Genomic DNA, 22388 nt, shown 5'->3' with positions numbered 1-22388 from the left:
ATTTGCCGCCGCCTCGCGCAGCTAGAACGCGGGCTGCGGGCGTGCAAGCATCCTCTTGCGTCGGCGCTGCGCCTCGCGCTACCACCGCAGCGCGATGGTGCAGCGGGGCGAGGCCACAATTTCAATATGATGTCGATCTGGATCGCCCAGGCGTCGGCCGCCGCCGCCGCACCCGATCAGGGCTGGCTGCTCGATCCCGAACTCGTCGATCCGGCTTATGGTCAGACGGTTGCCCGCGGCGATATCCAGACGGCCTTTCCCGCGCCGCCGCCGCCGCCCGAGGTTCCCGACTGGCTGAAATCGCTGTTCGAAGCGATCGGCCGATTCTTCGAATGGAGCGCGCCTGCGCTGAAGCCGATGCTGTGGGGCGGCGCAATCTTGCTCGTCCTGCTTATCCTCTATTTCACGGTCCCCGCCTTTGCGCGCTGGGTCAACGCGTTACCCTTCCTGCGCAAGACCGGAGCGGGCGCCGAGGCGGAGGAGGCGGGCGCGGTCGAAGCGGGTGCGGCGCGCGCGCTGCTGGCCGAAGCCGACGCGCTCGCCGCCGAGGGGCGCTTTGCCGAGGCGGTTCATCTGCTGCTCTATCGCAGCGTCGAGGATATCAGCGCGCGGCGGCCGGGGCTGGTGCGGCCGGCGATGACGTCGCGCGAGCTGGCGGAGGCGCAGGATTTGCCGGGGGTCGCGCGCAAGGCATTCAGCCGCATCGCGCGCTCGGTCGAAATCAGCCTGTTCGGCGGACGGTCGATCGACGCGGCGGCGTGGGACGCGTGCCGCGGCGCCTATTCGGAGCTGACGGTACCGAAGAATTGGGCGCGCGCATGACGGGGCGCAGCGACCGCGACAACCCCTTCGACCCGCGGCTGATCGCAGCAGTGGTCGCGGTGGGGGTCGTCGCCTTCATCGCGCTGTGGGCGCTGGTTGCGCTTGGTCCGCAGCTGTCGAGCGGCAATGACGGCGGCGGGCACGCACTGTCGAAGGCGGCACCCGGCTTCGCGGGCATCGTCGACCTCGCCGAGCGCGCCCGCGCCGATGTCGAGCTGCGCCGCAGCGTCGAGACGGCAACCTATGACGACGACAAGCCCCTGCTCGTCCTGACGCCCGCCGCCGATACCGATGCCGAAGATGTCGCCGATATGCTGGCGAAGCAGGGCAATGGCCCGGTTCTACTCGTCCTGCCCAAGTGGCGGACGATGCCGGGCACCGGCGAGGGTCACAAGCCGGGCTGGGTCGGTTTCGGCGTGCCGCTGCCCGCCCCCACTCGCCTGCTGCCGCAAAGCTATTTCGGGACGGTCGAGATCGCGATGCCGCAGGCGAAGGCGCAGAGCGTCACCGCCGATGTGGCACGGCGCCGCTTTGCCGTGCCGCTGCCGGCCGGTGCCCAGACGGTCAGCGGCGCCAGTCTCGAGACGCTGATCCCCGGCGCGAACGGCGGCGCGGTGCTGGCGCGGACGACCAACCGCGAATTCTATGTTCTCGCCGAGCCCGACCTCCTCAACAATCTGGCCTTTGCGTCGCGCGACAAGGCGCTTGCCGCCGCCATGCTGATCGACGCGGTCGGCGAGGATGCGGAAGCGGCAGGGCTCGCCTTCGACCTGACGCTCAACGGCTTCGGCGGCGGTCGGTCGCTGCTGCGCTTCGCCTTCGTCCCGCCCTTCATCGGGATCACGTTGTGCCTGATCGCCGCCGGCCTGCTCGCGCTGTGGCAGGCGTGGGCGCGCTTCGGCCCCGCGCTGCGTCCGGCGCGCGCGATTCCGATTTCCAAACAGGCGCTGATCGCCAACAGCGCCGATCTGATCCGGCAGGCGCGCCGCGAACTCGATGGTGCCGATGCCTATGTGCGCAGCCAGCGCGGCGCGATCGCACGCCGGTTGCACGCCCCCGGCGGTCTGAGCGCCGAGGAAACCGACGCGTGGATCGATCGCCATCTGAAGGCGGATAGCGCCTCTTTCGCCACTCTCGCGCGCCGTCTCCCGCTGGCGCGCAACACCCATGAATTTCTGGCAGCCGCGCAGGCGCTGCACGACATCAGGAAGGAATTATTGCGTGACGGCTGACACTATCGAGGGCGTCCAGGCGCTCGGCGCCGCGATCGAGGGCGAAGTCGCCAAGGTCGTGTTCGGGCAGCAGGATCTGACCCGCATGGTCACGATCGCGTTGCTTGCTGGTGGCCATGTTCTGCTCGAAGGCCCGCCCGGAACCGCCAAGACGCTGCTCGCGCAGGCTTTCGCCCGCGCCGTCGGGCTTGATTTCGGGCGCATCCAGTTCACCCCCGACCTGATGCCCGGCGACATATTGGGATCGAACCTGTTCAACTTCCAGACGTCGAGCTTCACCCTGACCAAGGGTCCGATCTTCACCGAGTTGCTGCTTGCCGACGAGATCAACCGCACCCCGCCCAAGACGCAGGCGGCGCTGCTCGAGGCGATGCAGGAACGGCGCGTGACGATCAACGGCGAGCCGCACCCGATGAGCCCGCGCTTCACCGTACTGGCGACGCAAAATCCGATCGAGCAGCAGGGCGTCTATCCGCTGCCCGAGGCGCAGCTCGACCGCTTCCTGTTCAAGCTGGTCGTCGATTATCCCGACGCCGACGAGGAGCGGCGCATCGTGGCCGAACATGGCGGGCGCTTCAAAAGCCCCGTGGTCTCCGATTTCGGCGTTGGGCAGGTTGCCGACGCCGCGACGATCGGTACCGCGATCGACACGATCGCGACCGTCCGCCTGGCCGACGAGATCGTCGACTATATCGTCCGGCTGGTGCGCGCGACCCGCGAAAGCGCCGACCTCGAATGCGGCGCGAGTCCGCGCGCGGCGAGCCTGCTTGCCCGCGCCGCCTGCGCAGCCGCCGCGCTCGACGGCCGCGACTATGTGATCCCCGACGACGTGCAGCGGCTCGCCGGCGGCGTATTGCGCCACCGCGTGATCCTGTCGGCCGCGGCGGAGATCGAGGGGCGCGGCGTCGAACAGGTCGTCGCTGCGCTGCTCGACCGGGTGGACGTGCCGCGGTGATCTACCCGACGCGGCGCGCGATCTATCTGCTGCTGCTCGGCGCCCCCGTGGCGCTGGCGCTCGGCCTGCTGCGCCCGGACCTTTGGCTCTTCGCGCTCGGCTGGATCGCGCTCGTCGCCCTGGGGCTGCTCCTCGATACGCTGACCGGCGCGGCGCCGCGCAGGCTCGCGCTCGACGCCCGGTTCCCGCTGCAGATCGGGGTCGGCGAGCCGTTCGAAATGATGCTTGCGGCGCGCGCGCCAGCCCTTCCGCGCCGCGCCGAGTTCGCGCTGTCGCTCGACGACCGGCTGGCACCCGGTGGCCGCATCGCGGCGGCTTTCGAAACGGTGGGCGAAGGCGAAGATGCCGCGCTCGCCCATCGGCTAGCGCTCACCGCCTCGCGACGCGGACAGGCGGCGGTCGATGCGCTTTGGGTGCGCTGGGCAGGACCGTTCGGCCTGGTCTGGAAACAGCGTCGCTTCGCGATCGACCGCGCGATCAGCGTCGTGCCCAACATGCGCCTGGTTACTGACGAAGGCCGCCGCCTGTTCCAGCGCAACAGCTGGTTCGGGCTCCGCCAGCAGAAGCTGCGCGGCGAAGGCCATGAATATGAGGCGCTGGCCGAATATCAGCCGGGCATGGATCGGCGCGCGATCGACTGGAATGCATCGGCGCGGCACGTCAAGCTGCTTGCCAAGGAATATCGGGTCGAGCGCGACAACCGCGTCGTGCTGGCGATCGACGCCGGTCGCACGATGGCCGAGCCCGTCGGCGCGATGCCGCGCGTCGATCGCGCGGTATCCGCGGCGCTGCTGCTGGCCTATGCAGGGCTGAAGCTCGGCGACCGGATCAGCCTCTTTTCCTTTGCCGCCAAGCCGATCGGCATGACCCCCGCCTATGGGCACACGCAGGATTTTCCGGCGCTGCAACGCGCGGCGAGCCGCATCGATTATGCGCCGGTCGAGAGCAATTTCACCCTCGCGCTGTCGACTCTCGGCGCCGAACTCAACCGCCGGTCGCTGATTATCCTGTTCACTGAATTCACCGATGCGACGAGCGCCGACCTGATGATCCGTGCGGCGGGCCGGCTGGTCAAGAAGCACCGACTGCTGTTCGTCGTCATCAAGGACGAGGAATTGGAGGACGAGGAACGCCGCCGTCCCGAAAGCGGATCGGACGTCACGCGCGCCAATGTCGCCGCGGCGATGCTGCGCGATCGTCAGCTGGTTATCGCGCGGCTCCAGCGGCTGGGCGCCGACGTCATCGAAGTCCCCGCCGATGCGATGGGCGCACATGTCGTCGAAGCCTATCTGGGCATCAAGCGGCAGGGGAGCCTGTGATGGAAACCGCGCGCGCGAGCGACGCCCCCGGCTTCTCGACCAGTCGTTTTCGCGCTGAGCGCGAGGCCGACTGGATCGCCTTCGACACGCTGCTCGGCCGTCTCGAGACGCGCGGCGCCAAGGCGCTGTCGAGCGACGAACTGCTGCAGCTCCCGATCCTCTATCGCGCGACGCTGTCGTCGTTATCGATCGCGCGCGCGACGATGCTCGACAAGGCCCTGCTCGACCACCTCGAAGGGTTGGCGATGCGCGGCTATTTCCTGATTTACGGCGTCCGCGAAACGCGGCTCAGCCGCCTGCGCCGCTTCTTCCTTTACGACTGGCCGGCGGCGGTCCGCGCGGTGTGGAAGGAAACGTTGATCATCGCGCTGATCATCACGCTCGGGGCGCTGACAAGCTGGTCGCTCGTCGCGCATAATCCCGAATGGTATTATAATTTCGTCCCCGACGAGATGGCCGGCGGGCGCGACCCGCGCGCGACAGTGGAGTTTCTGCGCTCGACGCTGGGTCACGGCAAGGCGGGGGGCAAGGATGAGGGCGCGCTGCACGTCTTTGCGACCTTCCTGTTTACCCACAACAGCCGCGTTTCGATCATGTCCTTTGCGCTCGGCTTTGCCTTCGGTGTTCCGACGATGATGCTGGAATATTATCAGGGGATCGGGCTGGGCGCGATGCTCGCGGTCTTTTCCGCCAAGGGGCTGGGCGTCGATTTCGGCGGCTGGCTGTTCATCCACGGCACGACCGAATTGTTCGCCGCAGCCCTGTCCGGAGCGGCGGGGCTGCGGATTGGCAGCGCGGTCGTCTTTCCCGGCGCCCGCTCGCGCCTTCAGGCCGCCGCCGAGGCAGGCCGCACCGCAGGCAAGGTGATGGTCGGCGTCATCCTGATGCTGCTCGCCGCCGGCCTCCTCGAAGGGTTCGGGCGCCAGCTCATCACCGATACCGTGATGCGCTACGCGATCGGATCGCTGATGCTCGCCTTCTGGCTCGCCTATTTCTACATCCCGCGCCGCGAGAATGTCGCTTGAGCGCGGCGGGTAATCTGCGGATGCGCGCGGCGCAGGAAAAGAAGCTGCGCGAATTCGTGACGCCCGAAGGAGTCGATCTGCAATTGTACATTGCAAGCGCGGCGCTCCGGCTCGGCGCGCTGCTGATCGACCTGATCCTTATCGTCCTGACGCTCATCCTGTTCACCCTGCTGATCCTCTGGGCCGGGCTCGCGTCAAATTCGTCGATCGCAGTGACGGTCTGGCTGCTCGGCGCCTTTGTTCTGCGCACCTTCTGGTTCATCGGCTTCGAACTTGGCACGCGTGCGGCGACGCCCGGCAAGCGGCTGATGGGCATCCGCGTCGTCGCGCGCGACGGCGGCCGGCTCACCGCCGATGCGGTCGTCGCGCGCAACCTGATCCGCGAGCTTGAGCTCTTCCTCCCCCTCACCATGATGGGCGTCGGCGCGGCGGAGGATATGGTATCGGGCTGGACCGCGCTCGCGGGGGTCGCCTGGTCGCTGACACTCAGCCTGTTCCTGCTTTTCAACCGCGACCGGATGCGGATGGGCGACCTGATCGCCGGAACCTGGGTCGTGATGGCGAAGCGCGCGAAGCTTGACCGCGACATCACCGCCGATGGCGGCGGGGTCGACGCGATCCGCTTCACCGACGCCGAACTCGCCGTCTATGGCATCTATGAATTGCAGGAACTGGAGCGCGTGCTGCGCGGCGCCGATCCGCGCGCGATGCGCGATGTCGCCGACGCGATCCGCGGCAAAATCGGCCGCCCCGTCGCCGAAGAGGATGACGTGTTCCTGACGAGCTATTATCGGCAGCTCAAGGCCCGGCTCGAACGCGGCTTGCTATTCGGAAAACGCCGAGAGGATAAATATGCCAGCGAATGATGCCCTGTCCGTTGCCGAAGCGTTGCACCGCCGCCGTTCGGTGCGCGCCTTTTCGGACCGCCCGGTCGACCGGGCGGTACTGGCACGGATTTTTGCCGACGCGCAGCGCGCACCATCGGGCGGCAATCTGCAGCCGTGGCAGGTGACGGTCGTTACAGGTGAGCGCTGGGAGCGCGTGAAGGCGGCGGTGGCGGCGCGGATCGCGATGGGGCGCGACGGCCAGCAACCCGAATATGACATCTACCCGCGCGGACTGACCGACCCGTGGGAAAGCCGGCGCTTCGGCGTCGGCGAGGCGCTCTACGCCTCGCTCGGCATCCCGCGCGAGGACAAACCGGGCCGGCTTGCTCGGTTCATGGAGAATTACCGGGGTTTCGGCGCACCGGTGATGCTTTTCCTTCATTGTTCACGCATCATGGGCCCCCCGCAATGGGCCGACATGGGCATGTGGCTCCAGTCGGTGATGCTGTTGCTCGTTGAACATGGCCTTGCAAGCTGTCCGCAGGAATGCTGGGCGATGTACGGCGCGACGATCCGGCACGAACTGGAACTGGGCGACGACCAGATCTTGTTCACTGGGCTGGCGATCGGTCATGCCGATGCGGCCGCACCGGTGAATCAATGGCCGGTTCCGCGCGCCGAACTGGATGAGGTGATCGATTGGCAGGGATTTTGAGGATGGTTTTGCGCGGCAAGACGGGGGGACTGACGGCCATGGCGGCGACGGGGCTGCTGCTCGCCGGCTGCGCCGCGATTCCGAAAGCGGCGGCACCACCGCCCGCCCCCGCGCCGGAACCGCCCGCCGCAACACCGCCGCCGCCGGCCCCCGCGCCGACGCAAGGGTGGGACGACCGCGCGCTCGATCGCGGCGCTTGGCGCTATGATGCCGGCAGCCGCAGCGCGATCTTCGCACCGTCCGCTGGCGCGGCGCCGCTGTTGACCATGGCGTGCAGCGGCGGCGCTATCCGGCTGACTGCCGCGCTCGACGGCACCGTCGCACTGCGCACCAGCGCGGCCACCGACCAGGTGCGTTTCGACGGCGGTACGGCGATCGTACCGAGCCGCGATATCCGGCTCGACCGCATCGCCTTCAGTCGCGGCCGCTTCGCGCTCGAAGCCGCGAACGGCCGGGCGCTGACGCTGCCCGTCCAGTCCGAAATCGGCCGCGCGATCGAGGATTGCCGTTAGGCAGCCGCGCTAGGCGCCGAGCCGCACCGTTCCGCCGCGGATCCAGCCCCAGCGGCACGGTCCCTGATATTCGCGCGCGCTGCTGACCGAGCGGCCGACGCCGCACATATCCTCGTCGGTGCCGGGGGCCGCGAAGACGATGCCGAACCAGGCGTCGTCATCGGTAGCTTCGCACACCGACACCTTCATCGCGCCGGGCAGCCTCGCCTTCACGGCGCGCGTTTCGCCCGGCGCCCAATAGACGTCGGTGCCGCCATCCTTGACGCGGCTGATGCTGGAGCAGGCGGGAAGCGTCGGGCCTTCGGTGCCGGTCATGACCGCGCGCGTCGCGAGCGGCGGACCGGCAACCGCAGGGGCATTGTCGGCGGGCGGTGCGGGCTGCGAGCAGCCGGCGAGCGGCAGCGCGGCAAGCGCGATGGCGGCAAGGATCGAACGGGGGGTCACAGGGCTTTTCATCCTTCGAAACTAGCCGCCGCCGCCGCCGTGCGCAACGCCCGTCGGCAGCGCGCCGAGCGGCGCATTTTTGCTTGGGTTTTGCGGCCGCCGACCCTATATAATCGGCATGACAGACACCCCCGCGAGCGGCGCGAGCGAAAGCGCCCCCAAGCAGCCCAATCAGAACAGCTACGGCGCCGATTCGATCAAGGTGCTGAAAGGCCTCGATGCGGTGCGCAAGCGGCCTGGCATGTATATCGGCGACACCGACGACGGGTCGGGTCTGCATCATATGGTCTTCGAAGTCAGCGACAATGCGATCGACGAGGCACTCGCCGGCCATTGCGATCTGGTACTCATCACGCTCAACAGCGACGGATCGGTCAGCGTCGAGGACAATGGACGGGGCATCCCGACCGGCATCCATGCCGAGGAAGGCATTTCGGCGGCCGAGGTCATCATGACCCAGCTTCACGCGGGCGGTAAGTTCGAGAACACGAGCGACGACAATGCCTATAAGGTGTCGGGCGGTCTGCACGGCGTCGGCGTATCGGTCGTCAATGCGCTCAGCGAATGGCTCGAACTGACGATCTGGCGCGATGGCGAAGAGCATTGGATGCGCTTCGAGCATGGCGATTCGGTTGCGCCGCTCAAGGTCAACGGGCCGGCGCCTGCGGGCAAGAAGGGCACCCGCGTCACCTTCATGGCATCGACCGATACCTTCAAGAATGTCACCGAGTTCGATTTCGAAAAGCTGGAACATCGCTATCGCGAGCTCGCTTTTCTCAATTCCGGCGTGAGGATCAAGCTGGTCGATGCCCGCCACGCCGAACATGTCGTCCACGACCTGTTCTACGAGGGCGGGATTGCGGCTTTCGTCAAATATCTCGACCGCAACAAGAATCCGCTGCTGCCCGATCCGATCGCGATCAGCAGCGAACGCGACGGCATCGGCATCGACGTCGCGCTCGAGTGGAACGACAGCTATTATGAAAATGTCCTCTGCTTCACGAACAATATCCCGCAGCGCGACGGCGGCACCCACCTCGCCGCTTTCCGCGCGGCGCTGACGCGCACGCTCAACGGCTATGGCGAAAAATCGGGCCTGCTGAAGAAGGAAAAGGTCAGCCTGACCGGCGAGGATATGCGCGAAGGCTTGACCGCGATCGTCTCGGTCAAGCTGCCCGATCCGAAGTTTTCCTCGCAGACCAAGGACAAGCTTGTCTCGTCGGAAGTGCGCCAGCCGCTCGAAAGCCTGATGGCCGACCGGATGACCGAATGGCTCGAGGAAAATCCCGCCTATGCCAAAGCGGTGATCCAGAAGGTGATAGACGCCGCCGCGGCGCGCGAGGCCGCGAAGAAGGCGCGCGAATTGACCCGGCGCAAGGGCGCGATGGATATCGCGAGCCTGCCCGGCAAGCTTGCCGACTGTCAGGAACGCGACCCCAGCAAGTGCGAACTCTTCCTCGTCGAAGGGGATTCGGCAGGCGGCAGCGCCAAGCAGGGCCGCGACCGGCATGTGCAGGCCATTCTGCCGCTGAAGGGCAAGATCTTGAACGTCGAGCGGGCGCGCTTCGACCGCATCATTTCGTCGAAGGAAGTCGGCACGCTGATTCAGGCGCTCGGCACCGGGATCCGCGACGAATTCAACATCGAAAAGCTGCGCTATCACAAGATCGTGATCATGACCGACGCCGACGTCGACGGCGCGCATATCCGCACGCTGCTGCTCACCTTCTTCTACCGCCAGATGCCCGAGATCATCGAGAATGGCCACCTCTACATTGCCCAGCCGCCGCTCTACAAAGTCGCAAAGGGGCGCAGCGAGGTGTATCTGAAGGATGACACCGCGCTCGAAAATTACCTCGTCGATGCCGGAATCGACGCGCTGATGCTCGAAACGCCGGGCGGCGCACGGTCGGGTAACGATCTGCGCGGCCTGATCGAGCATGGCCGACGGCTCCGCGCGCTGATGCGTTACGTCCCCCGCACGCTCGATCATGGGCTGGTCGAGGCACTGGCGCTGGTCGGCGCCCTCGATCCCGCGCTCGATACGGCAGGACGCCACAGCGCTGCGGCAACTGCCGCGAACTGGCTCAATGCCGCTGAGCGCGCGCTGACCGGCGGCGCCGAAGCGGTGTGGACCGTCGAGGCGGTCGAAGGCGGCGGCTATACGCTCGAACGCCGCTGGCGCGGGGTGAGCGATCATCACGCGATCGACGCCGGTTTCCTCGCGAGCCAGGAGGCGCGCCGCCTTCACAAACTCGCCGCCGAACAGGCCGAAACCTATGGTGGCCCCGGACGGCTGGTGAAAGCCAGCGCTGCTACGGTCGTCGAGGCCGACAGCGATGCCGAGGGCGAGGATGGCGAGGCACCGACCGCCGCGAGCGCCGCAAAGGCCGTGCCGGTGACGCGGCCGTCCGAATTGCTCGATGCCATCTTCACGCACAGCCGCCGCGGCCTGTCGATCAGCCGGTACAAGGGACTGGGCGAGATGAATGCCGAGCAATTGTGGGAAACCACACTCGATCCCGCCAACCGCTCGCTGCTGCGCGTCGAGGCCGAACAGGCCGATGTCGCGCATGAAATCTTCGAGCGGCTGATGGGCGACGAGGTCGAGCCGCGGCGCGATTTCATCCAGACCAACGCGCTGTCGGTTGCCAATCTGGACGTCTGAGGCACCAAACCACTAGGCGCAGAATCAAACCGGCACGGCGCGGGCAGCTTGCAAGCCGCCCGCGCCGCTGCTTTGAGCGCTCCACCTGAAACGGGGGAGGCTGCGCATGCGGCGCGTGATGGCGATGAGTTTGGCGTTGATGCTGGCGATGCCGGCGGTGGCGCAGGATCAGTTCGGCGGCGGCGAAACCGAAATCGGCAACGGCACGGCAAGCTATTACGGCCGCGAACTCGCGGGCAATCGCACCGCGAGCGGCGAGCGCTTCGACCCCGATCAGATGACCGCAGCGCACCCCACGCTCGCCTTCGGCAGCAAGGTCCGCGTTACCAACCTGTCCAACGGCCAGAGCGTGATCGTCCGCGTCAACGACCGCGGCCCCTTCGGTGGCCGCCGCGTCATCGATATTTCGCAGGCCGCGGCAAAGGAAATCGGCATGCACCGCAGCGGCACCGCCAAGGTCAGCCTGACGCTCGTCGCCGACCAGGATTAATCGAACACCGACCAACCCGCCGCATAGGCGAAATGTTCGAGCGCGAGCGCGCCGACGAGCGATGTTCCGGCTTCGTTGAGGCCCGGCGACCAGACCGCGATCGATCCCTGCCCCGGTGCGATGCACAGGATGCCCCCGCCCACCCCGCTCTTGCCGGGCAGGCCAACGCGAAAGGCGAATTCGCCCGAATTGTCGTAATGGCCGCACAGCATCATGATCGCGTTGATGCGCCGCGCGCGGTGCGGGTCGAGAAGCTGTTCGCCGGTGCGCGGGTCGCGGCCCTCGAAGGCCAGGAACTGGCCGGCCTGCGCCAGCTGGCGACAGCTCATCGACAGCGCGCATTGGCGGAAATAGACCGACAGCACCGTCTCCACCGGGTGGCGCAGCGTCCCGAAGGCGTCCATGAAATAGGACAGGCTGCGGTTGCGCGCGCCGGTGTCATTTTCCGATCCCGCAACGCCGGTGTCGATCACCACACTTGCGTCGCCCGCTCTGGCCCGCATGAAGGCGACGATCTCATCGACCGCCTCGTCGGCCGAGCGACCGTCGATCAGCCGGTCGGTGGTCGCGATCGCCCCGGCGTTGATGAAGGGATTGCGCGGCACTCCCTGCTCGCTTTCGAGCTGGACGATCGAGTTGAAGGCACTGCCCGACGGCTCGCGGCCGACGCTGTCCCATAGCGAGCTGCCGACCCGGCGCAGTGCAAGGGCGAGCGTGAACACCTTCGACACCGACTGGATCGAAAAAGCCTCGTCGGCGTCGCCCGCGGTGTGGACCGTTCCGTCAGGGAGCGCGAGGGCAAAGCCGAAGCGGTCGGGATCGACCCCGGCGAGGGCGGGGATATAGTCGGCGACCTTGCCCTGGCCGCGGTGCGGCAGCGCAGTCTGATAGGCTTCGGCGACGCAGCGGGCGAGATCGGGCATGCCATTTTTCTAGCGACTTCAGACGGAATTGCACTTAGTTTCGTTTTTTGATAAATATTCTCCATTCTGGAAATAATGAGTCGCAGGGAGAGAGACATGACCGAAGCGCACCGCCCCAAGGGGCTATCGAGCGCGATCAGCTATCGCGACAGCAAGGCGGCGTTCCGCTGGCTGGAAGAGGCATTCGGGTTCGAACCGCTGTTCGTGCTGCTCGATGCCGACGGCAATCTCGCGCACAGCGAAATGGGCTATGGCGCCTCGGTGGTGATGATCGGCAATGAATGGTCGGACGATCACAAGAGCCCGCAGTCGATCGGCGGCAAGAACACCCAGAGCGTCCATGTCCAGCTCGCCCCCGGCGAGGATATCGACGCACATTGCGCAGCCGCGCGCGCGGCGGGCGCCGCGATCATCGCCGAGCCCGAGACGCAATTTTATGGCGACCGCACCTATCGCGCCAAGGATCCCGAGGGGCATATCTGGACCTTCGGCGTCACGGTCGCGGCCAAGACCGCCGCCGAATGGGACGCCGAGGGCGGCTTCACCACCCAGACGCGGCTCGACGATTGAGCGCGGCCGCGGTCGACGCCGTGTTTGCGGCGCTTGCCGACCCGCGGCGGCGGCGCGCGGTCGAACTGCTCGGTCGGCGCCCCTATAGCGCCGGCGAGCTGGCCGACACGCTGGGCCTCGCGCCGCCCGCGATGAGCCGGCACCTCAGGGCGCTGAAGGACGGCGGGCTGGTCGAGGATCATTATCTGCCCTTCGACGCCCGCGTCCGCATCTATCGCCTGAAGGACGGCGCAACCGACGCGCTCAAGGGCTGGCTCGCCGAAACCGAAAGCCTGTGGAGTGAGCAGCTCGCCGCCTTCAAGGCGCATGTCGAGCGCAGCGCGCCATGAGCCGCTCGCCATGAGCGGTGCGGCGGTGATCGTCGCCCTGCGCGTCGCGGCCACCCCGGCGCGCGCCTTCGAGGTGTTCACCCGCGACATCGGCAGCTGGTGGCAAAGCCATCCGCTGTTCGAGCTGGCGCGCGGCGACGACGGCGTGCCGCGCTTCGACCCCGCGGGGCCGAGCGGTCGGCTGGTGACGCGCTTCACCGACGGCCGCGAATGGGAGATCGGCCGCGTCCATGCGTGGGAGCCCGGCAAGCGGCTTGCCTTCGGCTGGCGCGTTCCCGGCTTTGCCGCCGACCAGACCACCGAAGTCGAGGTGCGCTTCGACGCCGTCGGCGCCGAAACGCGCGTCACCGTCGAGCATCGCGGCTGGGATCAAATCCCGCAAAGCCATGCCGCGCGCCACGGATTCGACCTGATGCTGTTCCAGCGCCGCCTCGGCGAACATTGGCGCGCGTTACTAGCTGCGATGGACCGCAATTTGTAAGGCGGGCCGCAGGCTCCTGCGGGTTTGGGCCCTAGTCGCGCGCGCCGAACAGGGCGGTGCCGACGCGGACGTGGGTCGCGCCGAGCATGACCGCTTTTTCATAATCGCCGCTCATTCCCATCGAGCGTAGCGGCAGGCCGTGGCGCTCGGCCAGTTCGTCGAGCAGCGCGAAATAGGGCGCCGGGTCCACATCGGCGGGCGGGATCGCCATCAGGCCGTCGATCGCCAGCCCCGCCGCCTTCGCCTCGGCGAGCAGCGCCGCGAGATCGGCGACGGCGCAGCCGCCCTTCTGGTCCTCGTCGCCGATATTGACCTGAACGAAAAGCTGCGGCCGCTTGCCGAGCTTGTCGCACGCCTTGGCGAGCGCCTGGACGAGCGAACTGCGATCGACCGAGTGAATGGCGTCGAACAGCGCGACCGCCTCTTCGGCCTTGTTCGACTGGAGCTGACCGATCAGGTGCAGCGTCACATCGGGGGCTTCACCGCGCAGGGCGGGCCATTTGGCCGCCGCCTCCTGCACGCGATTCTCACCGAAATGGCGCTGGCCGGCGGCGATCAGCGGGCGGATCGCATCGGCATCATGCGTTTTCGTCACCGCGATCAGGCAGACGTCGCCCGCCTTGCGCCCGGCGCGGCGCGCCGCCTCTGCAATGTTCGTCCCTACCTCGGCCAGCCGGCTTGCCGCATTGCTCATATCGTCATCCTCGAAGGGCGCGTTGCGTGCGCCCGCGACGCGCCTATAGGAAGGGCGATGGTCCGACGCCACCCCCTGCCCGCATGCTGGCTGATGAGCGACGCACGCAGCGCGGCCGGGACGGTGGCGCTCGCCGCGCTGTTGCCGCCGGGAAGCGGCATCGTCCTGCGGCACGACGCGCTGCCGCAAGGCGCGCGCTGGCGCCTCGCGCGCCGCCTCGCGCGTATCGCAAAAGCGCGCGGGCTGACGCTGCTGATCGCGGGATTGCCCGCCGAGGCGCGACGCTTGGGGGCCGATGGCGTCCATCTGCGGCAGCATGCCGCGCGCCGGGCGGCGCAGGCGCGCGCGAACGGCCTGATCGTCACCATGCCGGTCCATGACCATCGCGAGGCGCACCGCGCCCGGCGGGCGGGCGCCGACGCCGCATTCGTCTCGCCGCTTCACCCGACGCGGTCGCACATCGATGCCGCGCCGCTAAGCCGCGAGGCGTGGCTGCGGCTCGCACGCGCGGCCGGCGGCCAAGCGATCGCGCTGGGCGGGATGACCCCGGCGCGCGCCCGCGCGCTGATCCGCGCCAGCGCCGCAAGCGGCGTCCGGCCCGGCTGGGCCGCCATCGACGCATGGGAGAAAAAGGCAGCGACGCGCAAAGCGCGGCGCGGTCGGGCGCGTTAGTAGCCGACGCTGGGGGCATGATCGCCTATGGGCGGCCTGGCCCGACGATCGGTACTGCTCTTAGAAGCGGAAAGCGGTTCCGACATAGACTGCCTGACTGTCGCGGCGCGCGTCGGTCAGCGGCTGGAAGCGGTCGTCGGCCTTGTAACGGACGCCCGCGGTCACATCGAGGTTCTTGGTCAGGCGATAGCTGCTGACGACATCGACGGTCTGCTCTTCGCCCGGCGCGGTGATGCGGTCGGTTGCGCCGGCCGGATCGGTCGGACGGCTGACCATCTTGGTCGCGAAGCGCGATTTCTTGTTGTCGGCCTGTTCGGGCGCGCGCGCGACCGGCAGGTTGCGCAGGTCGGTGCCGCTGGGCAGCGCCGGGGTCACGAATTTTTCGAACCCGACCGACGCGCCCAGATTATAGGTCACAGGGGCGATCGAGATCGGCGATTTGGTGCGGCCGGCGGCAAGCGCGGCGGTGCGTGCGCTCGACGAATCGTCGCGGGCGCGAATCACGACGGTGATCGCGCGATTCTTATGTCCGTCATCGGGCAACGCGGGCGTGAAGCTGAAGCCGCGGCGCGCCTCTTCCGAGATTTTGATATAGCGGGCGATCAGGCGCGGGTCGCCCGACGCCGGGGTGAATTGGCCAAGCACCGAATTCGAAAGCTGGGTGTCGCGAATCCGGTCGGCGCGTGTCATCGACGCAAGCGCAGGCGGAAGCGCAACGGTAACCGCTGCTACCGCGAACAGGCCTGCTTTCCAAAAATGTCGCGAATTCCGCGCCATTGCTCTGCGACTCCAACCCCAATCGAATCCTGAGATAGGACGACGGGGGCGACAATTCCAGTGATTCCCGACCGATTGATCGCGCGTCGCCGGCTTTTCGCCGAACATGTTGCGCGAACAGCACAGTGGCGAGCGGAGATGAGCCGGGGATGAACGGTCGAAACACCGGAAATGGCGCGCTTGCCGGACGGCGGCAAGGGCGATAGAGACGCTTGCAAATTTCCGCATGCGCGCCCGCCATTTGCTGCCCGCGCGCCCAGAATAAGGTGTTACGGCATGTCCAAGCTTACCCTTCTTGCCTCGCTCGGTCGTCGTCCGGCCGCGCTCGCCCTGATCGGGGTCGCGGCGCTCGGCCTGTCGGCCTGCGGCGGGAAGGACCGGCCGCGCGCCGACCTGGCGGCGAGCCAAGTGACGACGATCGGCGTCAATTCCTATCTGTGGCGCGCGTCGCTCGACGCCCTGTCGTTCATGCCGCTGCTGCAGGCGGACAGCTCGGGCGGGGTCATCATCACCGACTGGTATGCCAACCCCGGCAATCCGAACGAGCGCATGAAGGTGACCGTGTCGATCCTCGACCGCGACCTGCGCGCCGATGCGCTGCGCGTCGCCGCGCTGCGTCAGGTCGCCCAGAACGGCACCTGGGTCGACGCGCCGGTTCAGGCTGCGACGGTGCAGAAGCTGGAAGAAATCATCCTCACCCGCGCCCGCGACCTGCGCCGCAGCGCGATCGAGGGCTGAGTTTCGGATTTCGGTGTTTCCCCGCGAAGGCGGGGATCCATCTCCGGTTGTTCCGGATTTGAACGGCAGGTGATGGGCCCCCGCCTCCGGCCTTTGGCTGAAGTTTATCCTGAGCGCCCGTCCTGCGGGCAGTCGAAGGGTGGGGGCACGCTATTTTGATCGATGGTATTTTGACAAACGGGGTAGCCGAACAAATGACCCGCGAAACGCGCTTTGGCGCCCTCGCCGCCGACGCCCGCTGGCAGGCGGCATGGGACGCCGCGAACAGCTTTGCGACGACCGACAGTTCGAATAAGCCAAAGGCCTATATCCTCGAGATGTTCCCCTATCCCTCGGGGCGCATCCACATGGGGCATGTCCGCAACTATGCGATGGGCGACGTGCTGGCGCGCTTCAAGCGGATGACCGGGCATGACGTGCTGCATCCGATGGGCTGGGACGCCTTTGGCATGCCGGCCGAAAATGCCGCGATGGAAAAGGGCGTCCACCCCGGCGGCTGGACGCGCGACAATATCACCGCGATGCGCGCGCAATTGAAGCGCCTCGGCCTTGCGATCGACTGGAGCCGCGAACTCGCGACATGCGAGCCCGATTATTACGGGCAGGAACAGGCGCTGTTCCTCGACCTGTTCGCGCACGGGCTGGTCACGCGCAAGGAAAGCTACGTCAACTGGGACCCCGTCGACATGACCGTGCTCGCCAACGAGCAGGTCATCGACGGGCGCGGCTGGCGTTCGGGCGCGCTGGTCGAAAAGAAGAAATTGTCGCAGTGGTTCCTGAAGATCACCGACTTCGCAGACGAACTGCTCGATGGCCTCAAGAGCCTCGACCATTGGCCCGACAAGGTGCGGCTGATGCAGGAAAACTGGATCGGCAAGTCGCAGGGCCTGGAATTCAGCTTCAAGCTCGCGGGCGGCGCGCCAGGCTTCGACGTCTTCACGACGCGCCCCGACACGCTGTACGGGGCCAGCTTTGCAGCGATTTCGCCCGACCATCCGCTGGCCGAGACGCTCGCCAAGGATGCGCCGCGCCTTGCCGCGTTCATCGAGGAGTGCCGCCGTCAGGGGACGTCGGCCGAACAGCTCGAAACCGCGGAGAAGATGGGCTTCGACACCGGCCTGTCGGTGCAACATCCGCTCGACCCCGACTGGCATCTGCCGATCTGGGTCGTGAATTATGTGCTGATGGATTACGGTACCGGCGCGATCTTCGGTTGTCCCGCGCACGATCAGCGCGACCTCGACTTCGCGCGCAAATATGATCTGCCCGTACACCGCGTGATTGCGGACGGCGACGAAACCGGCCAGACCTTCCGCGGCGACGAAGCCTATACCGGCCCCGGCCGCCTCGTGAACAGCCACTTCCTCGACGGGATGAGCATCGACGAGGCGAAGGCCGCGATCATCGCGCGCGCCGAGCATGAAGGCTGGGGCAAGGGCACGACCGTCTGGCGCCTGCGCGACTGGGGCGTCTCGCGCCAGCGTTACTGGGGGACGCCGATCCCCTTCATCCATTGCCCGGCCTGTGGCCTCGTGCCGGTGCCGAAGGACCAATTGCCAGTCGTACTGCCCGACGATGCCGATTTCTCGGTCCCCGGCAATCCGCTCGACCGCCATCCGACGTGGAAGCATGTCGCCTGCCCGACATGCGGCGGCGAAGCGGTGCGCGAGACCGATACGCTCGATACCTTCGTCGATTCGTCGTGGTATTTCCTGCGCTTCGCCTCGGCACCGGCCGACCGGCCGTTCGATCCCGATGTCATCCGTCGCTGGCTGCCCGTCGACCAATATATCGGCGGCATCGAGCATGCGATCCTTCACCTGCTATACGCGCGCTTCTGGACGCGCGCGCTCAACAAGCTGGGGATGATCGACATCAAGGAGCCCTTCGCCAGCCTGTTCACGCAGGGGATGGTGACGCACGAAACCTACAGCCGTGCGCAGGGCGAGGGCCTCCCTCCCCTCTTCTTCACCCCCGACGAGGTGATGCGCACCGCCGACGGCGCGACGCTGGAGGCCGATGGCGCGCCGGTCGAGGTCGGCCGGGTCATCAAGATGTCGAAGTCGAAGAAGAATGTCGTCGATCCCGACGCCATCCTCGACCAATATGGCGCCGACGCCGCGCGCTGGTTCATGCTCTCTGACAGCCCGCCCGAGCGCGATCTGCCGTGGAGCGAGGCGGGGATCGAGGGTGCGTGGCGCTTCGTCCAGCGCTTGTGGCGCCTGTTCGGCGACACCGACAATGTCGGCGACGGCGGCGAAGACAAGGTGCTGGCGCGCAAGCTGCACCAGGCGATCGCCGGCGTTGCCGCCGACATCGAATCGCTCGGCTTCAACAAGGCGGTGGCCAAGATCCACGCGCTCGCCAACGATATCGAAAAGGCGAAGCCCTCGGCGACCCGCGCCGAAGCGTGCCGGACGCTGATCCTGCTCGTCGCGCCGATGATGCCGCATCTGGCCGAAGAGGCCTGGGCGGTGCTGCCCGCGGCGCAGCGGACGACCCCGATGATCGCCGACGCCGCGTGGCCCGCCGCCGACCCGGCGCTTCTCGTCGATGATGAGGTGACGATCGCGATCCAGATCGCCGGCAAGCTGCGCGACACGATGACCGCCGCGAAGGGCGCCGACAAGGCCGCGCTCGAAGCCGCGGCGCTCGCCCGCCCGCGCATCGCCGAGCTGCTCGGCGGCGCCGCACCCAAAAAGGTGATTGTCGTTCCCGACCGTCTGGTGAATATCGTTCCCTGACATGAAACGCCTGCTCACCTCCTCGCTCGTCGCCGCTTCGCTGCTTCTTGGCGGCTGCGGGCTCCGGCCGCTCTATGCGAACGGCAGCAAGGGCGCGGTGGCGCAGGTGCTGGCCGACGTCGATGTCGCGCCGATCGAGGGGCATAATGGCTGGCTCGTCCGCAACGCGCTGCGCGACCGGTTGCAGGCGACGCAAGGCGGACATGGTGCGGGCCAGCGGCTGCGGCTCGACGTGCGGCTCGAGGATTCGATCACCGGCCTCGGCGTCCGCTCCGACGATGCCGTGACGCGCGAGCGGCGGACGCTGCGCGCCCGCTATCAGCTCGTCGATGCGGCAAGCGGCGAAGTGCTGCTCGACGCGACCGCGGCGCAGGACGGCGGGATCGACGTCGTCGGCAGCGAATATTCGACGATCGCCGCCGAATCGACGACGCTTGAACGGCTCGCATCGGGAATCGCCGACCAGATCGTCGCGCGGCTTGCGGTCTTCGCCGATCGTGGCGGCGGCCAGCCGGCGCCGTCCGCCCCGGCGCCCTGACCGGCATGAAGTCGGTCAAGCCCGGCGAACTCGAACGCCTCAGCCGCCTCGATCCCGCGGTCCGCTTCATCCTACTGACCGGCCCCGACGACGCGACAATGGAAAGCGTCGCCGCGCATCTGATCGCGCTGGCCGGCAAGGAGGCCGAGCGGGTCGATCTGACATCGGGCCAGATGGCACAGGACGGCGCGCTGCTTGCCGCCGAAGCGGCGTCGATGTCGCTCTTTTCGCCCGCGCGCGTGATCCGGCTCGAGATTTCGGGCGGCGGCGACGATTGCCTCGCCGCCGTCGAGGCGCTGCTCGGCGCGGACAGCGTGCTCAACCCAGTGATCGCGACCGGCGCCTCGGTCACCGCGCGATCGAAACTCGTCAAGCTTGTCGAGGGCGCTGATAATGCCGTCGCCGCCATCTGTTATCAGCCCGACCGCCGTGCGCTCGTAGGCATCGCGATGGAAGCCGCGACGGCGCAAGGATTGCGGGTTGCCAATGCCGAGGCGCAATTGCTCGTCGATCTCGTCTCGGGCGATCAGGCGCTGATGCGTCGCGAGATTGAGAAGATCGCACTCTACCTCGACGCCGGTCCCGACCGGCAGCGGCAGGTCACGCCCGCCGACATCGCCGCGCTGGGCGCCGCGACGCACGAAGAGGATGTCAGCGCGTGCATCAACGTCGCGCTCGGCGGCAAGCTGCGCGACCTGCCCGACATGCTCGCGCAAGCGGCGGCGGTCGGCGTCGCCGAGATCCGCATCATCCGCGCGCTGGCGATCCGCGCGATGCAGCTCGCCAGGCTGCGCGCCGAGGTCGATGCGGGCGCGCACCCGGCGACGGTGGTCGCGGCGAAAAGCAGCGGCGTATTCTGGAAAGAGCGCGATGCGGTGACGGCGCAGCTCCACATCTGGGATTCGGTGCGCGTCGCGCGGCTGATGACGCGGCTGCTGGAATGCGAGCGTGCGCTAAAAGCATCGGGCACCGCGGGCGCGGTGCTGTTCCGCAAGCTGATGACCGACATCGCGCATCAGGCCGCGCGAGCGCGCTGACGCCGGACCGTCAGGCTGCCGCGGTCGCCTCCTTCGCCTCGCGGCGCGCCTTCGGGTCGTCGGGCGGAACGAAGGTCCACACCGTATCGCCGGCCTCCACCGTCGGGCGGTGGCGCGTCGAAAAGATCGCGAGGTCGCCCGACGCCTTGACCACCATCAGGCTGTCGCCCCCCGACGCCTTCATCCGCGCGACAAAGTCGGCGTAAGGGAATTTTTCGGTGATCCGCGTGCGGCCGAAGGTCCATCCTGCGTGCAGGCGGTCGAGCTGCGTGTCGATTGTGGTGCCGCCGATGGTGAACACGCGACCGAGCCGCTGGCTCGCGCCGGTCGCCTCGCCCGCCACGCGGCTGACGCGGTCGTGGCCGATCTCGGGCGCCAGCTCGCCGCACACCAGCGCGTTATAGCTGTCATTGTCGGTCGCAGCGATGAGCTGCTGATACTGGCCCATGTCGATCGCGTCCTCGTGCACCTCGTCCAATATGTCGCCGTGATAGACGCGAATGTCGGCGCGCCGCGCGCGGCGTAGCGCGAACTTGCTGGCGTCGGCGATCATCGCGCCGCGATCCTGTTCCTTGACGAACTGCGCGAAGGCAATCGTCCAGCTGTTCGCCCCGACGAGCAGAACGCCGTCACCCTTGCCCTGATCGAGGCCAAGCCAGCGCGCGAAGGTTCCAGCGGTAAAGCCATGCGCAAAGATCGTCGCGATGACGACGCCGAAGCCCAAGGGTACCAGCGCCTCCGCCCCCGGCACGCCATAGTCGGTGAGGCGCAGCGCGAAGAGGCCCGTCACCGCGACCGCGACGATCCCGCGCGGCGCGATCCAGGCGACGAACAGCCGCTCCTTCAGCGGGATACGCGTGAACAGCAGCGCCGTCATGATCGTCAGCGGGCGCACGACGAAAAGCAGCAGAAGGAGGAAGATCAGGAATCGGAACTGGAAATTCTTGACCACGTCCCAGTTGAGCGTCGCCGACAGGATTATGAAGACGCCCGACACCAGAACGACGGTCAGATCCTCCTTGAAGCGCTGCAGCGAGCGGGTCGAATAGGTTTCGCGGTTCGCCATCACGACGCCCATGACGGTGACGGTGATCAGACCAGTTTCGTGCATGATGAGGTCCGAAAGCACGAAGACCGCGATCACCGTCGTCAGCAGCACCGGCGCCTTCAGATATTCGGGCACCCAGCCGCGCGGAAAGGCCCAGGTCAGCAGAAAACCGGCCGCACCGCCGATCAGGATCGCGAGCACGCTCGCCGCGACGACGTCGGTGACGATGCTCACGCTATTCGCATCTGCACCGCCGTGGGTGATGTAGCTGTAGATGCCGACCGCGAGCAGCGCGCCGATCGGATCGTTCACAATACCTTCCCACTTGAGCATATTCTTGACGCGCGGCGCGATGTTGAGCGAGCGGAGCATCGGCGCGATCACCGTCGGCCCCGTCACCACCATTACCCCGCCGAACAGCGCCGCGAGCTCGAACGGCAGGCCCGCGCCATAATAGGCCGCCGCGGTGCCGAGCGCCCAGCCGACGGGCACCCCGATGAAGACGAGCATGAAGACCGCGGTTCCCGCCTGGCGCAGTTCGCGGAACTTGAGGCTCAGGCCGCCTTCGAACAGGATCACCGCGACGGCGAGCTTGATCATCGGTTCGCGCAGGGCGCCGAAATCGCGCACCGGATCGATCAGCCCGAGCACCGGCCCCGCCAATATGCCGGCGACGAGCATCAACGCGATCGCGGGTTTGTTGGTCCGCCACGCCACCCATTGGGCGCCGATGCCGATCACGCCGATCAGCGCGATTTTTACGAGCAGGGAGTCGATTGCGAACATGCCCCCAGCCTATGCAGGGTCGGCGCAAAGGTTCCACAAAAA

General features: G+C 67.3%; 23 protein-coding genes. 18 read left to right on the top strand and 5 right to left on the bottom strand.

Annotated elements, in window-relative coordinates; genetic code table 11:
* The first annotated feature begins 126 nt into the window (after positions 1 to 126).
* Genes AOA14_RS09405 through AOA14_RS09370 form a run of 8 tightly spaced genes read left to right on the top strand, consistent with a single transcriptional unit; the run spans position 127 to position 7407 of the window.
* Positions 127 to 822 (top strand): DUF4129 domain-containing protein, encoded by a 696-nt coding sequence (locus AOA14_RS09405; protein WP_062901606.1) that lies wholly within the window; start codon positions 127 to 129, stop codon positions 820 to 822.
* On the top strand, positions 819 to 2054 hold the full coding sequence (locus AOA14_RS09400) for a DUF4350 domain-containing protein (RefSeq protein ID WP_062901605.1): 1236 nt from the start codon (positions 819 to 821) through the stop codon (positions 2052 to 2054). The genes AOA14_RS09405 and AOA14_RS09400 overlap by 4 nt, the downstream gene beginning before the upstream one ends.
* Entirely contained in the window at positions 2044 to 3009 is a 966-nt protein-coding gene (locus AOA14_RS09395; RefSeq protein WP_062901604.1) for an AAA family ATPase, read from the top strand. Before AOA14_RS09400 ends, AOA14_RS09395 begins: the two co-directional genes overlap by 11 nt.
* Positions 3006 to 4328, top strand: coding sequence for a DUF58 domain-containing protein (locus AOA14_RS09390; protein WP_062901603.1), 1323 nt, complete (start codon positions 3006 to 3008; stop codon positions 4326 to 4328). The genes AOA14_RS09395 and AOA14_RS09390 overlap by 4 nt, the downstream gene beginning before the upstream one ends.
* On the top strand, positions 4328 to 5353 hold the full coding sequence (locus AOA14_RS09385) for a stage II sporulation protein M (protein ID WP_062901602.1): 1026 nt from the start codon (positions 4328 to 4330) through the stop codon (positions 5351 to 5353). The genes AOA14_RS09390 and AOA14_RS09385 overlap by 1 nt, the downstream gene beginning before the upstream one ends.
* Positions 5350 to 6219 carry an RDD family protein gene (locus tag AOA14_RS09380; protein WP_082819885.1) on the top strand — a complete coding sequence of 290 codons (870 nt, stop codon included), beginning with the start codon at positions 5350 to 5352 and terminating at the stop codon, positions 6217 to 6219. The genes AOA14_RS09385 and AOA14_RS09380 overlap by 4 nt, the downstream gene beginning before the upstream one ends.
* Positions 6206 to 6895, top strand: a complete 690-nt coding sequence (locus AOA14_RS09375; RefSeq protein WP_202988457.1) for a nitroreductase — start codon at positions 6206 to 6208, stop codon at positions 6893 to 6895. The genes AOA14_RS09380 and AOA14_RS09375 overlap by 14 nt, the downstream gene beginning before the upstream one ends.
* A gap of 2 nt (positions 6896 to 6897) precedes the next feature.
* Positions 6898 to 7407 (top strand): hypothetical protein, encoded by a 510-nt coding sequence (locus AOA14_RS09370; RefSeq protein ID WP_062901600.1) that lies wholly within the window; start codon positions 6898 to 6900, stop codon positions 7405 to 7407.
* Between the two features lie 9 nt (positions 7408 to 7416).
* Here AOA14_RS09370 and AOA14_RS09365 read toward each other — a convergent pair whose 3' ends face one another.
* Positions 7417 to 7863: a hypothetical protein gene (locus AOA14_RS09365; RefSeq protein WP_062901599.1), complete on the bottom strand. Its 447-nt coding sequence runs from the start codon at positions 7861 to 7863 to the stop codon at positions 7417 to 7419.
* A 106-nt stretch (positions 7864 to 7969) separates the two neighbouring features.
* Between AOA14_RS09365 and gyrB the strand changes: the two genes are divergently transcribed.
* Both gyrB and AOA14_RS09355 read left to right on the top strand, forming a co-directional pair.
* Positions 7970 to 10519 carry a DNA topoisomerase (ATP-hydrolyzing) subunit B gene (gene gyrB / locus AOA14_RS09360; protein WP_062901598.1) on the top strand — a complete coding sequence of 850 codons (2550 nt, stop codon included), beginning with the start codon at positions 7970 to 7972 and terminating at the stop codon, positions 10517 to 10519.
* Between the two features lie 106 nt (positions 10520 to 10625).
* On the top strand, positions 10626 to 11009 hold the full coding sequence (locus AOA14_RS09355; RefSeq protein WP_062901597.1) for a septal ring lytic transglycosylase RlpA family protein: 384 nt from the start codon (positions 10626 to 10628) through the stop codon (positions 11007 to 11009).
* Here the strand turns inward: AOA14_RS09355 and AOA14_RS09350 are convergent.
* Positions 11006 to 11932: a glutaminase gene (locus tag AOA14_RS09350; RefSeq protein WP_062901596.1), complete on the bottom strand. Its 927-nt coding sequence runs from the start codon at positions 11930 to 11932 to the stop codon at positions 11006 to 11008. The two genes, AOA14_RS09355 and AOA14_RS09350, sit on opposite strands and share 4 nt — an antisense overlap.
* A 96-nt stretch (positions 11933 to 12028) precedes the next feature.
* On the opposite strand from AOA14_RS09350, the gene AOA14_RS09345 reads away from it, so the two are divergent.
* Genes AOA14_RS09345 through AOA14_RS09335 form a run of 3 tightly spaced genes read left to right on the top strand, consistent with a single transcriptional unit; the run spans position 12029 to position 13312 of the window.
* Positions 12029 to 12502: a VOC family protein gene (locus AOA14_RS09345; protein WP_062901595.1), complete on the top strand. Its 474-nt coding sequence runs from the start codon at positions 12029 to 12031 to the stop codon at positions 12500 to 12502.
* Positions 12499 to 12831, top strand: a complete 333-nt coding sequence (locus AOA14_RS09340) for an ArsR/SmtB family transcription factor (protein ID WP_202988456.1) — start codon at positions 12499 to 12501, stop codon at positions 12829 to 12831. The genes AOA14_RS09345 and AOA14_RS09340 overlap by 4 nt, the downstream gene beginning before the upstream one ends.
* Complete coding sequence (locus AOA14_RS09335; protein WP_062901593.1) at positions 12809 to 13312, top strand: SRPBCC domain-containing protein; 504 nt, start codon at positions 12809 to 12811, stop codon at positions 13310 to 13312. The genes AOA14_RS09340 and AOA14_RS09335 overlap by 23 nt, the downstream gene beginning before the upstream one ends.
* Positions 13313 to 13343: 31 nt before the next feature.
* Here the strand turns inward: AOA14_RS09335 and AOA14_RS09330 are convergent, their stop codons facing one another.
* Positions 13344 to 14006 carry a YggS family pyridoxal phosphate-dependent enzyme gene (locus AOA14_RS09330; protein ID WP_062901592.1) on the bottom strand — a complete coding sequence of 221 codons (663 nt, stop codon included), beginning with the start codon at positions 14004 to 14006 and terminating at the stop codon, positions 13344 to 13346.
* A 93-nt stretch (positions 14007 to 14099) separates the two neighbouring features.
* Between AOA14_RS09330 and AOA14_RS09325 the strand changes: the two genes are divergently transcribed.
* On the top strand, positions 14100 to 14678 hold the full coding sequence (locus AOA14_RS09325) for a thiamine phosphate synthase (RefSeq protein ID WP_238929768.1): 579 nt from the start codon (positions 14100 to 14102) through the stop codon (positions 14676 to 14678).
* Between the two features lie 60 nt (positions 14679 to 14738).
* Here AOA14_RS09325 and AOA14_RS09320 read toward each other — a convergent pair whose 3' ends face one another.
* The gene (locus AOA14_RS09320; RefSeq protein WP_231292868.1) at positions 14739 to 15368 is read right to left on the bottom strand and encodes a hypothetical protein; all 630 of its coding nucleotides are present in this window, start codon (positions 15366 to 15368) and stop codon (positions 14739 to 14741) included.
* A 363-nt stretch (positions 15369 to 15731) separates the two neighbouring features.
* Between AOA14_RS09320 and AOA14_RS09315 the strand changes: the two genes are divergently transcribed.
* From AOA14_RS09315 to holA, 4 genes are all read left to right on the top strand, one after another.
* Positions 15732 to 16193, top strand: coding sequence for a DUF3576 domain-containing protein (locus AOA14_RS09315; RefSeq protein WP_058812276.1), 462 nt, complete (start codon positions 15732 to 15734; stop codon positions 16191 to 16193).
* A gap of 194 nt (positions 16194 to 16387) precedes the next feature.
* Positions 16388 to 18937 (top strand): leucine--tRNA ligase, encoded by a 2550-nt coding sequence (gene leuS / locus AOA14_RS09310; RefSeq protein WP_062901590.1) that lies wholly within the window; start codon positions 16388 to 16390, stop codon positions 18935 to 18937.
* Between the two features lies 1 nt (position 18938).
* Entirely contained in the window at positions 18939 to 19475 is a 537-nt protein-coding gene (gene lptE / locus AOA14_RS09305; RefSeq protein ID WP_003041627.1) for an LPS assembly lipoprotein LptE, read from the top strand.
* A gap of 5 nt (positions 19476 to 19480) precedes the next feature.
* A complete protein-coding gene (gene holA, locus AOA14_RS09300; RefSeq protein WP_062901589.1) occupies positions 19481 to 20512 on the top strand; it encodes a DNA polymerase III subunit delta in 1032 nt (343 codons plus the stop codon).
* A 10-nt stretch (positions 20513 to 20522) separates the two neighbouring features.
* On the opposite strand, the gene AOA14_RS09295 is transcribed toward holA, so the two are convergent.
* Positions 20523 to 22346, bottom strand: coding sequence for a cation:proton antiporter (locus tag AOA14_RS09295; protein ID WP_062901588.1), 1824 nt, complete (start codon positions 22344 to 22346; stop codon positions 20523 to 20525).
* Positions 22347 to 22388 lie beyond the last annotated feature (42 nt).

This window comes from Sphingopyxis terrae subsp. terrae NBRC 15098, assembly GCF_001610975.1.
Taxonomy (GTDB): domain Bacteria; phylum Pseudomonadota; class Alphaproteobacteria; order Sphingomonadales; family Sphingomonadaceae; genus Sphingopyxis; species Sphingopyxis terrae_A.
This window is presented reverse-complemented; position numbering and strand designations above follow the sequence as displayed.

Excerpts from the sequence above, each read along its gene's own strand:
- AOA14_RS09405 (WP_062901606.1), top strand. The coding sequence starts at position 127 with ATGATGTCGATCTGGATCGCCCAGGCGTCGGCCGCCGCCGCCGCACCC.
- AOA14_RS09400 (WP_062901605.1), top strand. The coding sequence starts at position 819 with ATGACGGGGCGCAGCGACCGCGACAACCCCTTCGACCCGCGGCTGATC.
- AOA14_RS09385 (WP_062901602.1), top strand. The coding sequence starts at position 4,328 with ATGGAAACCGCGCGCGCGAGCGACGCCCCCGGCTTCTCGACCAGTCGT.
- AOA14_RS09375 (WP_202988457.1), top strand. The coding sequence starts at position 6,206 with ATGCCAGCGAATGATGCCCTGTCCGTTGCCGAAGCGTTGCACCGCCGC.
- AOA14_RS09370 (WP_062901600.1), top strand. The coding sequence starts at position 6,898 with ATGGTTTTGCGCGGCAAGACGGGGGGACTGACGGCCATGGCGGCGACG.
- AOA14_RS09365 (WP_062901599.1), bottom strand. The coding sequence starts at position 7,863 with ATGAAAAGCCCTGTGACCCCCCGTTCGATCCTTGCCGCCATCGCGCTT.
- gyrB (WP_062901598.1), top strand. The coding sequence starts at position 7,970 with ATGACAGACACCCCCGCGAGCGGCGCGAGCGAAAGCGCCCCCAAGCAG.
- AOA14_RS09355 (WP_062901597.1), top strand. The coding sequence starts at position 10,626 with ATGCGGCGCGTGATGGCGATGAGTTTGGCGTTGATGCTGGCGATGCCG.
- AOA14_RS09350 (WP_062901596.1), bottom strand. The coding sequence starts at position 11,932 with ATGCCCGATCTCGCCCGCTGCGTCGCCGAAGCCTATCAGACTGCGCTG.
- AOA14_RS09345 (WP_062901595.1), top strand. The coding sequence starts at position 12,029 with ATGACCGAAGCGCACCGCCCCAAGGGGCTATCGAGCGCGATCAGCTAT.
- AOA14_RS09335 (WP_062901593.1), top strand. The coding sequence starts at position 12,809 with ATGTCGAGCGCAGCGCGCCATGAGCCGCTCGCCATGAGCGGTGCGGCG.
- AOA14_RS09330 (WP_062901592.1), bottom strand. The coding sequence starts at position 14,006 with ATGAGCAATGCGGCAAGCCGGCTGGCCGAGGTAGGGACGAACATTGCA.
- AOA14_RS09325 (WP_238929768.1), top strand. The coding sequence starts at position 14,100 with ATGAGCGACGCACGCAGCGCGGCCGGGACGGTGGCGCTCGCCGCGCTG.
- AOA14_RS09320 (WP_231292868.1), bottom strand. The coding sequence starts at position 15,368 with ATGACACGCGCCGACCGGATTCGCGACACCCAGCTTTCGAATTCGGTG.
- AOA14_RS09315 (WP_058812276.1), top strand. The coding sequence starts at position 15,732 with ATGTCCAAGCTTACCCTTCTTGCCTCGCTCGGTCGTCGTCCGGCCGCG.
- leuS (WP_062901590.1), top strand. The coding sequence starts at position 16,388 with ATGACCCGCGAAACGCGCTTTGGCGCCCTCGCCGCCGACGCCCGCTGG.
- lptE (WP_003041627.1), top strand. The coding sequence starts at position 18,939 with ATGAAACGCCTGCTCACCTCCTCGCTCGTCGCCGCTTCGCTGCTTCTT.
- holA (WP_062901589.1), top strand. The coding sequence starts at position 19,481 with ATGAAGTCGGTCAAGCCCGGCGAACTCGAACGCCTCAGCCGCCTCGAT.
- AOA14_RS09295 (WP_062901588.1), bottom strand. The coding sequence starts at position 22,346 with ATGTTCGCAATCGACTCCCTGCTCGTAAAAATCGCGCTGATCGGCGTG.